Genomic DNA, 10,735 nt, shown 5'->3' on the forward strand with positions numbered 1-10,735 from the left:
GGCCTGGGCGGGCGGGGCGCGGTGCGGCTGCTGGAGCACGATCCGGATTCGGGCAGCATGCTGCTGGAGAGGCTCGCGACCACCTCGTTGTCCAGTGTGGACGATGATGTGGCGGCGGCGCGGATCCTGGCCGGGCTGCTGGCACGGTTGAGCGCGGTGCCCGCGCCGCCGGGCGTGCGGCGGCTGTCGGACATCGCGGCCGCGATGCTCACCGACGCTCCCGAGGCGTACGCGCGGCTGTCCGATCCGGCGCAACGGCGGCTGCTGGTGCACTGCGCGGGCGCGGTCGAGGAGTTGCGCGGCGAGGCGGGCGACCGGCTGCTGCACTGGGACCTGCATTACGACAACGTGCTTGCGGCGCAACGGGAACCGTGGCTGGCCATCGACCCGCAGCCGCTGGCCGGTGACCCGTGCTTCGAACTGATGCCGGCGTTGCACAACCGGTGGGACGACGTGGTGGCCACCGGCGACGTGGCTGCGGCGGTGCGGCGGCGCTTCGAGGCGATGATCGAGGTGCTGGGCCTGAATCGGCAGCGCGCGGCGGGCTGGACGCTGGGGCGGGTGCTGCAGAACTGCCTGTGGGACATCGAGGACGGCGAAACCGAGCTCAACGACGTGCAGGTCGCCGTGGCGGAGGCGCTGATCGACTGGGGACCGTGATCACCCGGGCGGACCGGCGTTCCGGCCACTGTGGACAGCCGGTCGAGCGGGGTTCAGCGCCGGGTTTCCGCGCCGGTCAGGTCCGCGATTTCGCGGAACCGGCCGACCGCCCAGGTCAGGGTGCGGACGGCGTTGCGCCCGTACGGGGCGTCCTCGCCCGGCTCGGTGAGGCGTTCGCGCAGGACCAGCCGCACCCGCGTGTAGGGCCACACCTGTTCAGGCCCGCTGCCGGGCGAGTCCGGCCAGTGCGGTGACCGTCTTCCAGTTGCGGGCGGTGACGCCGACCCCGAGCCACTTCTCCAGGTAGGCGGCGGTGAGCCTGCTGCGGCCCGCTCCGGCCGGGTAGTGCAGGTAGACCTCGCGTCCGGCCAGGTGGAGTTCTTCGGGCGCGCCGTCGGGCACGGTCAGTTGCGCGGCCCGGCCGGGGTCGGGTTCGGCGGCCAGGAACGCGACGTGCAGCTTGGCGTGGTCGGGCTGCGCTTCCCGGAACGGGTGGTGCGCGGCGATGCCGGTGATCTCGGTGCCGGTGCGCACCAGGACCTGGGTGTCCACGCCGAGTTCGCCGGCCAGCCGCTGCCGCAGGTCCGCCGACAGCGCCTCGGGGTCGGTGCGATCGGAGGTGAAGACGACGTTGCCGCTTTGCAGGTACGTCGCGACGTCACCGTGCCCGGCCGCGGTGACCAGGTCGCGGAGGTCGGCCATGGCGACGCGGCCGCGGCCGGCGAGGTTCACGGCGCGCAGCAGTGCGATGTAGGTGTGCACGGCGGGAATCGTGCCATCCTCCGGCGGGTCAGGACGGCCTGCTCCTAAGATGATCACCCATGGTCGTCCCTTTCTCAGCCCCGCTTCCGGTCGTCACGATCGGGGACATCGTGTGCACCCAGACAGAGGTCATGACGCCCTCGGGAACGGCACCGGTGGGTGAGGTGGCGTGGACGTTCACCGATATGAGCCGCACGATCCCGGCGTGGGCGATCGTGCTGTGCGTGCTGTTCATCTTCTTCTGCTTCCTGGGGCTGTTGTTCCTGCTGGCCAAGGAGGAACGCACCGAGGGCTGGGTGCAGGTCGGGGTGCAGGGGCCGCGGCTGCTGCACTTCACGCAGATCCCGGTGAACTCGCCGGTGGTGGTCGCCGACCTCAACGCGCGGGTGAACACGGCGCGGGCGGTGTCGTTCCAGGCCGGGCAGCAGTCCAGCTAATCGCGAAAGGTCTTCACATTTTGGGGCGGCTACCGCTACCCACAGCACGCCGCCTCGGCGCACCGCTGATCATCGGCGAATTCGGCCTCGACGCCACCAGACCCGGCGCCCTCGACTACGGCCTCGGGGAACATCGGTACAGCGGTTGGCGCTGAGAACGATCATGGTCAGGGCGTGAGCGTGCCGACCCGGTTCTCGTACTCGCGGCGGGCCTTGCGCTGAGCCGGGATTGCCGGGAGGCCCTGGCCGCCGTCGAGCGGCTGGCAGCGGTCGAGGAGCTGACGGTGCACGGCGGGGACAGCGGTCACGCGCAGGGTGTAGCCCTGGCCTCGCCGAACGGCTGCCCCCTGGTCAAGCGCGGCCCGCTCGGCGGGCTCCAGGTCGGCCGAGCGGAGGAAGTCGGCGACCTTGCCCGGCATGTCGAGTGTGACCGGCTGTTCCGGGGCAGGGACGTCCTCCTCGCCGGCCGTGTGCTCGGGCAGGAGATCGGCGACGGCGGTGCGGATCGCGCCGCGGCTGACGCCGTGGTCGCGCGCGAGGGCGGCGATGGACCGGCCCTCCAGGTACGCGCTGCGCACGTCGCTGGTCTTCGCGGCCGCCACGGCGGGGCGGCGTCCGCCCTTGCTGCCCTTGGCCTCGGCGGCGCGCAGTCCGTCGTAGGTCAGCTCGCGCTGGAGGTCGCGCTGGAGTTCGCCGGCGGCGGCGGAGGGTCTGCACCATGAACTTCACGGTGGAGAGCAGCTCGCCGGTGCGCGGGTGGCGGGCGGTGAGGTCCATCGCGGAGAACGCGCCGTCGTGGATGCGCAGGGCGACCTGGTCGCGGTGGAGGACGTCGAGCACGTCGAGGATGTGCCCGGTCCCGCGTACGAGGCGGAACATCTCGGAGATGTGCACGGTGTCGCCCGGCCGCGCGTAGTTCAGCAGTTCGCGGAACTTCGGCCGCTGGAGCGGGTGGAGGCGGCTGGAGGTCCCCGGGTCCTCCTCGAAGACGACCAGGTCCTCGATCCCGGCCTCGTCCAGGACGAGGTTCTGCCGGGCGGTCGACTGCTGGTCGGTCGAGACCCGCTTGTAGACCAGGTTCGCCACTCGGGGGCCCCTTCCGTACGGAGGATCGGACCCTATCTGTCAAACCCTGTCAGCAATCACCATCGGATCTGATTGGATTCGAGCCGTCGCGAACTCCCGGATTGCGCGGATTCATTGGACGCGTCAGTCGCCTGTCGTCAAACGCGTTTGACGACAGGCAGGGCCAGGCTCATGCGAGTGGCGGAGTAGAGCCTGGCCCGCCGACCGGTTAACGGTTGCTGCGGGGCACCGGCCGCCGCTGCTGCAGCCCCGCATCACTTGGCGGTTACTCGACGGGCTCCAAGGCCAAGTAAAGGCTGCGGTCGCGAGACAGGATCAGGATGAGCGGCACGACGGCCATCGTGGAGACTCTCACCACCAGCGGCTGATCGCTGCCGCTGGTGGTGGGGACACCGAAGTTCCTGTAACCGCCGTGGTCGATGGTTACCCATTCGCGGCGGTCAGAGAACAGCCCGACCCCCATGTGCTCTTCCGGCTCCCCCTCGTAGCCCATGTACAGCTCAGAGGATGTGGCGCGGAGCGAGAACTTCCCGGTCCGTACCAACCTGGTCCGCTGCCCCTTCCCCGTCACGATGATCGTCGACTCGCAGTCCGTCAAAGGCGCGGAGACCGTGGGCAAGGACAGCAGGGGCTGGGACGAAGCGAAAAAGATCAACGGGCGCAAGCGCCACATAGCGGTGGACACCAAGGGCCTGCCCGTGATGGTGATGGTCAGCCCTCACCCTCAGCCGCCGCCCTGCTCAGCGTCGTTCACGGCGACGGAATGAGGCCCACGGCCTTGAGCACCGCAACGGTCACCACCGTCGAGTTGCGTTCGGCCACCCACCGCAGCCGGGCAACCTTCGCCTCTTCGTCGAGGCCCTCCTGCACATAGCCGCCCGCACCGGGCCGCTCCATCAGCACGATGCGGCCCGGCACCCCTGCCGCCCGACCATCTGCTGATCTCCACGACGCCGCGCAGCTCCGCACGATTGAGGAGTACCTCGAACGCCAGCTTCAGCAGGTCCGGGCGAGGCTCACCGACCTGGAGGACGGTCTGACGACGACGGACGTGCTGGCGACGCTGCGCCGCGAGGGCAGCGCGCTGGCGGGTCTTTCCCAGCGGACATTGCGTGCGGTTCTGGATATTGTCGGACAACGCCCGCCTGATGCGCGAGCACGAGACACGGGTCTTCGACGGCGACGCGCTGTTCTTCACGGCGGCCGCGCCCCGGGACGAGGACTGGCTGACGCGGAAGGCGTGGGCGCCGTACATCGGCGGCACGCTGGAGAACCACGACATCGACTGCCTGCATCAGGATCTGACCCAGCCGGAGCGGATGGACGAGATCGCGGAGGTGCTACGGGCACGGCTGCGATGACTTTTTCCGGGCCCGCGGGTCTACCCTTCCGACAGCGATGATCAGAGATCACCGAACGGGAGCAGGTAGCACCATGACGCAGTTGCTGCGGGTCCAGAACTTCACCGTCTCGAGCGACGGATTCGGCGCGGGCGAGGGGCAGACCCTGGAGCGGCCCTTCGGCCACGCCGATCCGATGAGCTTGATGAGCTGGGCCGGCACCACGGCCAGCTGGAAGATGCGGACGGAGCCGGGCGGCAGCCGCGGACTGGACGACTACTTCATCCGCGACTACGACCACAACATCGGCGCCGAGATCATGGGCCGCAACAAGTTCGGCCCGCAGCGCGGCCCCTGGGAGAACGAGGAGTGGCAGGGCTGGTGGGGCGACGAGCCCCCCTTCCACACCCCGGTCTTCGTCATGACCCACCACACCCGCCCGTCCTTCACCTTGTCGGACACAACCTTCCATTTCGTCGACGACGACCCCGCCAAGGTCCTGGAGGGGGCGAAGGAGGCGGCCCAGGGCAAGGACGTCCGCGTCGGTGGCGGCGCCACGACCATCCGCGTCTTCCTGGAGGCGGACCTGGTGGACACCTTGCACGTGGTGGTGTCCCCATCGATCACGCTCGGCTCCGGTGCCCGCCTGTGGGAGTCCCCGGACGAGCTGACCGACCGCTTCCACCTCGACGTGGTCCCCAGCCCGAGCGGGGTGGTGCACCACCTGTTCTGGCGGAAGTGACGCGCTGAGAACTTAGGCGTCCACGAACGCGGAGCCGGTCTCCAGCAGCCGCGCCACCGCATGCTCCGGGTCGATGAGCGACTCGGGTGTTGTGGAGGCCGGTGGAGACCGGCGCGCCGCCGTGGAGGCCACAGCCCCATAACGTCCTCTTACCCTGGCCAACGACCACGGCATGGACATGGGCACGACGCAAACTCCGTGCATCACTCAAGAAAAACAGGGACTTAGATGATGGCCAACTTCGTCACCAACGACACGGAGGCGAACGGGTAGCGGGCCGGGCCCGCACGGGCGTGGTTCCGGGGAGCGGACCGCGACCGCCGGCGGTGTTCCAGCGAACCCCAGCGGCGGAGTGGATCAGTGTGGGAGCCGATCATGATCGTTCTCACCGATAACCGCTGTACCGATGGTCCCCGAGGCCGGTGAAGTACCTGACCACCCTCGCGGAGAAGGTCGGCAAGGAGCGGTTCGACGCCGAGTTCACCAAGGTGATCAAGGGCAGCGACATCGCCCCGCGCGCTCCCCGGCAGCGCTGCGCGACGGCCGCGAAGCGGCTGACCAAAGCCAGGGCCCGCAAGCTCATCACCGCCCTGGTCGGCCACGACTAATCCGGCTCGCCCCCGTCGTCGTCCTCGTCCAGCTCCGGCGCGTCCGGGTCGCGCAGCGGGCGCCAGGCGCCGGCAGCCGGGGTCGAGGCGGTGAAGCTGTAGCGGCCGAGCAGGTTCAGGTTGCGGTGCTTGAGCGGGGAGAGCCGGGCGATGTCCTCCTCGCGGATCTCGTGGCCCTCGGCGCGAAGCTGAGCGACGGCGGCGTCGATGTACTTCGTCGTCCACAGCACGATGGCGTTGAGGACCAGGCCGAGCGCACCGAGCTGGTCCTCCATCCCATCGCGGTACGCCTGGTGGATGGTGCCGCGCTTGCGCTGGCACACGTCCCTGGCCCGCTTGTGGCGGGACTCCTGCACGGTGAGGTGCCGGTTCATCTGACGGCGGTAAGTGTCGTCCACCGGGTCGACCACCCGCAGCAGGTGCTCGGTCTTCGCGATCCGCCCGTACTCCGCGAACGCCGCACCCAGCGGGGTCGGACGCCCGTCGCGGCCGAACATGCGCAGCAGGTCGTAGGCGCGGACCTGGTTGGTGACCAGGGAACCGGCGACCTTCAGCATGTCCGGCCAGTGCGTGATCACCTTGTTCAGGTTCACCCGGTTGCGGGCCAGGTCCTCCAGTGCGCCGTAGGTGCCGGTCTCGACGCCGGGCATCGTGGCCCGCCAGAACCGCTGGTCGTCCAGGTCGCGGAACCAGGGGCTGAAGTTGTAGCCGAGGATCTTGAACAGGCCGAACACCATGTCGGAGTACGAGGCGTTGTCGGTCGCCACCATCTCCGGCTTCACGCCGCCGTCCAGGTTCAGCAGCGCGTCCAGGATGTGCAGCGAGTCCAGGATGTGCAGCGAGTCGCGCGGGGTACCCGGGACGACCATCTGCCCGATACCCGCGACCTGGTCGTTGACGGCGTTGAGCCAGGTAATGCCCCGCTTGAACCCGAAGTACTTCGGCGACGGCGCCGCGCTGATCGTGCGCACCGGGACGACGAACCGCAGCCCGTCCACCGAGGCGAGCAGGCCCTCGCCCCAGAACTTCACGATGGGCACCTCGGCCTGGGCGGCGATCAGCGCGGCGTTCGCCGCGGCGATGGTGTCGGCGCGCAGGTAGTAATGATCGACGTGCACGAGCCGGGCCCGGGTCAGGGCCTCGTAGCCGGGATTCACCGGGGCCAGGCCGATGTTGCACGCCTCCGACACCAGCAGCGCGACCACCGAGGTGGACAGGTCCTTCATCCGGGTCGTGCCGTCCCCGAGGTGCACGAAGGCGTCGAGGAAACCGGTCCAGGCGTTCACCTCGAACAGCAGATCCGGCATCGATCTTCGGGAGCATCTTCTCGACCCGCTTGCGCAGCCAGGTCAGGGACTTCGGCTCGCCGAGCGCGCCGAGCTTGTCGACGTTCAGCTTCACCCGCCCGTCGTCCTGCACCTCGATGGAGACCTTCGCCGCCGGCCCCGCCTCCTCCAGCCGCTCGGCGAGCTGCTTCCACCCGGCGTCCAGGCCCCGCACCAGCTCCGCCAGGTGCTCCTCGACGGGCATGTCCAGGCTCAGCCCGGCCAGTACGTCCTCCTCGACCGCATCCCAGTCGGGCCCGTCCAGCAGACGGGCGCGCGGGTTGGACCAGCGAGCGGTGCGAGGGCGAGGCGAACACGTCACGGTTGTTCAGGGCCCGGTGCAGCTGCTCCAGCACGCACACCACGTACGCGTCCCGGTCCACCGCGCCCTGCGGCAGATCGGGGTTGGCCGCGCGGCGGGCGGCTCCCGCGACGGTGGCGTGCAGTCGTTTGTCCGCGACCTTCCGCACCTCCGACACCTGCCGGGCCAGCACGCTCACCCCCGGCAGCAGCACCCGGTTGCGGCGCAGCCAGCCCACCGCGTGCTCGTACGCCGTCTTCGGCCGCTCGGTGTACCGCTTCACCACCGACGGGTCCTCGATGCCGAGCTGCACGGCCAGGTGCTCGACCACCGGCCACGGCGCATCCAGTGGGTCGTCCGGGAGGAACCGGCCGATGTAGCGCACCGTGCACATCTGGAGCGCGAAGCCGAGCTGGTGGTGCGTGGAGCGTCGCAGCGCGATCAGATCGCGGTCGACGTCGTCCAGGAAGAAGAACCGCTCCAGCTCGGGGCGGGTCGGCTCCTCGGCGAACTTCCCGTACGCCTCGGCCTGCTCATCAGTCAGAAACTCCACCGGCACCGTAGCCAGCCCCGGCACCGGCCCGGCGATCTTTCCCCGAACCCAGCGGAGCCCCCAGCCGGTGTGCTAGCCGACCATGATCGTTCTCAGCGCCAACGGCTGTACCGATGTTCCCCGAGGCCGGACTACGTCGACGACGTCCGAAACGAAGCCGACAAGGCAGGCGCCCGCTGGTGGTACTGGTCCAATGACCCCGGCAGCTGGGACCCCTACGCCCCGACGGCGGCTGGGCACCCCTCGCCGACCACCTCGCCCGCACCAACGACGGCTGACACCGCCGAGGCGCGTCACCCACGCGCCTCGGCAACCGCCTCCGCCGCCGAAGCCCGGCACACGAACCGCTCGCGCAACCGAGTGATCGTCAACAACCGCAACACCGCACCATGACCAGGAACCACGAACAACCTGGTCCGGCGGTGCTCGGCACGACGCTGCGCGTGCAACAACAACTCGATCGCCGCACTGCTGGCGAACGACACCTCCGAAACATCCAGCACGATGGCGTGCAACGCAGCAGCCGTCAGCCGCTGCCGGATCAACTCCGTGAGCCTGGGCACCGTGGCCAGATCGATCTCGCCACCGATGCGCACCACCACAACACCCGGCACAGGCCACTCCACGGCCAGCCGCAACGCCGACGTGCACATCGAGTGCCCGATGATCGGATCGTCGGACGCCCGCGGCGCAACGATCTCGTGGCCCACGCCCACCCACGCGGCCGATGACATCCCGGATCTGGAGACGATCACGCTACCTCCCCTGGTTGCGTATCGACGGTTCGGTTGGCCACGGGACCGGGAACTCGCCGCTGCGCTCAACGCAAGGGGTACGCCGTGGCGGCTGCTCAACCGCACCCCCACCGTAGGAGCCGCCGCCCGACCCGAACAAGGCTCGCCACGTTCGTGTGACATTCGCTCCCGATCAGGTGGCAGCAAGGCTGCAACGAGCCAAAATACCGACCAGCCGGGCGACACGCGGCCCCGCCGCCGACCACCACCCAATCGCACAGAGTCACCACAGAACAAGGCGTTCCGGCACCCGCAACGAGCTAGGCTCACGCCCATTCCGGCTGGCCCAGCCCGACGCATCGTCGTCTACGGCGTCACGGGATCCGGCAATGGGCCGCCAACCGCCGCCCACCGGTTCCGCCGCCCCAGCGACCTCACCACCTGGATCGCCACGCTGCACCGCTGACCGCGCTCACCCGAACACGCTGTGCCGCCGAACCGGCTGCGAACCCTCCACCTCGGCACGCTCCACCGGCGCCGCATGCCGACCACCCGACACCGGCTCCCACCCCGACGTCACCGACAACGACAACTCCCCACCCACGACATCCACCGACACCTGATCACCGGCCGACACCGTGCCCGCCAGCACCATCGACGCCAACCGGTTGTCCAACTCCCGCGCGATCACCCGCCGCAACGGCCGCGCCCCGAACTCCGGCTGATACCCCCGCTCCACCAACCAATCCAGGCCCGCGTCACCCACCACCAATCGGACGCCCTTCGCCTCCAACTGCGCGCCCGTGCGCTCCAGCAACAACGACGCGATCCGCCGCAACTGCTCTGCCCCCAACGGCCGGAACACCACCACGTCATCGATCCGGTTGATGAACTCCGGACGGAAGAACGCCCGCAACTCCTCCAACACCACCAACGCCGACTCCCCGGCATCGGCCCCCGCATCCAGCACCCGATCCGCCCCGATGTTCGAGGTCATGATCACCACCACGTTGCGGAAATCCACCAAGCGCCCCTGCGAATCGGTCAACCGCCCCGCATCCAACACCTGCAGCAACGTGTTGAACACATCCGGATGCGCCTTCTCCACCTCATCCAGCAACACCACCGAATACGGCTGCCGCCGCACCCGATCCGTCAACTGCCCGGCCTCGCCATAACCCACGTACCCCGGCGGCGCCCCCACCAGCCGCGACACCGTGTGCTTCTCCTGGAACTCCCCCATGTCCAACCGCAACAACCGCTGCGCATCACCGAACAACGCGTGCGCCAACGCCCGCGCCAACTCCGTCTTGCCCACACCCGTCGGCCCCAGGAACAGGAAACTCCCGATCGGCCGGTCCGGATCCGCCAAACCAGCCCGAGCCCGCCGCACCGCCTCGGCCACCGACGCCACCGCCGCATCCTGACCGACCACCCGCGACCGCAACTGCTGCTCCAACTCCAGCAACCGCTGCACGTCCTGCGCACTCACGTCCGCCACCGGAATCCCGGTCCGCGACGCCACCACATCCGCCACGTCATCGGCGACCACCGTCGGCTCGAACACCGCCGACTCCCGCACCTCACCACCGCGCCGCAAGCGCACCCGCGAACACGCCTGGTCCAGCAGATCCACCGCCTTGTCCGGCAAGAACCGATCCGCGATGTAGCGCTGCGACAACTCCGCCGCCGCCGACAACGCACCATCATCGATGCGCACCCGGTGATGCCGCTGGTACTTCTCCCGCAACCCCTCCAGCACCACCACCGTCTCGGCCACCGACGGCTCCCCCACCATGATCGGCGCGAACCGGCGCTCCAACGCCGGATCCTTCTCCACGTGCCGCCGGTACTCCTCCACGGTCGTCGCCCCGATCAACCGCACGTCACCGCGCGCCAACGCCGGCTTGAGCATCGTGCCCGCGTCCATCGAACCCTCGCCCGCACCGGCCCCCACGATGCTGTGCACCTCGTCGATGAACACCAGCACGTCCTCCCGATGCGCCCGGATCTCCGCCAGCACATCCCGGAACCGCTGCTCGAACTCACCCCGGTACTTCGCCCCGGCCACCATCCCCGCCAGGTCCAGCGACACCACCCGCATGTCCGCCAACGACCACGGCACCGCGCCCTCGACGATCCGCCGCGCCAGCCCCTCCACGATCGCGGTCTTGCCCACCCCCGGGT

At 69.4% G+C, this 10,735-nt stretch carries 12 protein-coding genes and 4 pseudogenes; 6 read left to right on the forward strand and 10 right to left on the reverse strand.

Annotated features, from left to right (window positions below; all coding sequences use genetic code 11):
- A partial coding sequence (locus tag E1288_RS44920; RefSeq protein ID WP_132495291.1) for an aminoglycoside phosphotransferase family protein occupies positions 1-660 on the forward strand: 660 nt, incomplete at its 5' end.
- A 53-nt stretch (positions 661-713) separates the two neighbouring features.
- Here E1288_RS44920 and E1288_RS47710 read toward each other — a convergent pair.
- Positions 714-872, reverse strand: coding sequence for a hypothetical protein (locus E1288_RS47710; RefSeq protein ID WP_165968619.1), 159 nt, complete (start codon positions 870-872; stop codon positions 714-716).
- 4 nt (positions 873-876) lie between these two features.
- Positions 877-1,422 carry a DUF1697 domain-containing protein gene (locus E1288_RS44925; protein WP_132495293.1) on the reverse strand — a complete coding sequence of 182 codons (546 nt, stop codon included), beginning with the start codon at positions 1,420-1,422 and terminating at the stop codon, positions 877-879.
- A gap of 59 nt (positions 1,423-1,481) precedes the next feature.
- On the opposite strand from E1288_RS44925, the gene E1288_RS44930 reads away from it, so the two are divergent.
- Complete coding sequence (locus E1288_RS44930; protein WP_132495295.1) at positions 1,482-1,859, forward strand: hypothetical protein; 378 nt, start codon at positions 1,482-1,484, stop codon at positions 1,857-1,859.
- Between the two features lie 167 nt (positions 1,860-2,026).
- Here the strand turns inward: E1288_RS44930 and E1288_RS49560 are convergent, their stop codons facing one another.
- The 3 genes and pseudogenes from E1288_RS49560 to E1288_RS44940 form a co-directional block, all read right to left on the reverse strand.
- Positions 2,027-2,461 (reverse strand): hypothetical protein, encoded by a 435-nt coding sequence (locus E1288_RS49560; RefSeq protein ID WP_235884261.1) that lies wholly within the window; start codon positions 2,459-2,461, stop codon positions 2,027-2,029.
- A 151-nt stretch (positions 2,462-2,612) separates the two neighbouring features.
- Positions 2,613-2,945 (reverse strand): annotated as a pseudogene (locus E1288_RS50665) (recombinase family protein); the annotation flags it as partial.
- A 265-nt stretch (positions 2,946-3,210) separates the two neighbouring features.
- Positions 3,211-3,543 (reverse strand): hypothetical protein, encoded by a 333-nt coding sequence (locus E1288_RS44940; RefSeq protein WP_165968618.1) that lies wholly within the window; start codon positions 3,541-3,543, stop codon positions 3,211-3,213.
- Here E1288_RS44940 and E1288_RS44945 point away from each other — a divergent pair.
- A pseudogene (locus tag E1288_RS44945) lies at positions 3,524-3,658 on the forward strand (transposase); the annotation flags it as partial. The gene E1288_RS44940 and the pseudogene E1288_RS44945 sit on opposite strands and share 20 nt — an antisense overlap.
- A 37-nt stretch (positions 3,659-3,695) precedes the next feature.
- Here E1288_RS44945 and E1288_RS47715 read toward each other — a convergent pair.
- Positions 3,696-3,863: a hypothetical protein gene (locus E1288_RS47715; protein WP_165968621.1), complete on the reverse strand. Its 168-nt coding sequence runs from the start codon at positions 3,861-3,863 to the stop codon at positions 3,696-3,698.
- 194 nt (positions 3,864-4,057) lie between these two features.
- On the opposite strand from E1288_RS47715, the gene E1288_RS44950 reads away from it, so the two are divergent.
- From E1288_RS44950 to E1288_RS44960, 3 genes are all read left to right on the forward strand, one after another.
- A complete protein-coding gene (locus E1288_RS44950) occupies positions 4,058-4,306 on the forward strand; it encodes a hypothetical protein (RefSeq protein ID WP_132495301.1) in 249 nt (82 codons plus the stop codon).
- A 73-nt stretch (positions 4,307-4,379) separates the two neighbouring features.
- The gene (locus tag E1288_RS44955; protein WP_132495303.1) at positions 4,380-5,027 is read left to right on the forward strand and encodes a dihydrofolate reductase family protein; all 648 of its coding nucleotides are present in this window, start codon (positions 4,380-4,382) and stop codon (positions 5,025-5,027) included.
- A 422-nt stretch (positions 5,028-5,449) separates the two neighbouring features.
- Positions 5,450-5,635 carry a hypothetical protein gene (locus E1288_RS44960; RefSeq protein WP_030592962.1) on the forward strand — a complete coding sequence of 62 codons (186 nt, stop codon included), beginning with the start codon at positions 5,450-5,452 and terminating at the stop codon, positions 5,633-5,635.
- Here E1288_RS44960 and E1288_RS44965 read toward each other — a convergent pair.
- The 4 genes and pseudogenes from E1288_RS44965 to E1288_RS44975 all read right to left on the reverse strand — a co-directional run.
- Positions 5,632-7,403, reverse strand: a pseudogene (locus E1288_RS44965) (Tn3 family transposase); the annotation flags it as partial. The gene E1288_RS44960 and the pseudogene E1288_RS44965 sit on opposite strands and share 4 nt — an antisense overlap.
- 156 nt (positions 7,404-7,559) lie before the next feature.
- A pseudogene (locus E1288_RS50670) lies at positions 7,560-7,838 on the reverse strand (DUF4158 domain-containing protein); the annotation flags it as partial.
- Between the two features lie 269 nt (positions 7,839-8,107).
- Complete coding sequence (locus E1288_RS44970; RefSeq protein WP_207954918.1) at positions 8,108-8,569, reverse strand: STAS domain-containing protein; 462 nt, start codon at positions 8,567-8,569, stop codon at positions 8,108-8,110.
- Between the two features lie 451 nt (positions 8,570-9,020).
- The coding region (locus E1288_RS44975; protein ID WP_132495305.1) for an ATP-dependent Clp protease ATP-binding subunit at positions 9,021-10,735 on the reverse strand (1,715 nt) is incomplete at its 5' end.

This window comes from Saccharopolyspora elongata, from assembly GCF_004348985.1.
Taxonomy (GTDB): Bacteria; Actinomycetota; Actinomycetes; order Mycobacteriales; family Pseudonocardiaceae; genus Saccharopolyspora; species Saccharopolyspora elongata.

Excerpts from the sequence above, each read along its gene's own strand:
- E1288_RS44930 (WP_132495295.1), top strand. The coding sequence starts at position 1,482 with ATGGTCGTCCCTTTCTCAGCCCCGCTTCCGGTCGTCACGATCGGGGAC.
- E1288_RS44955 (WP_132495303.1), top strand. The coding sequence starts at position 4,380 with ATGACGCAGTTGCTGCGGGTCCAGAACTTCACCGTCTCGAGCGACGGA.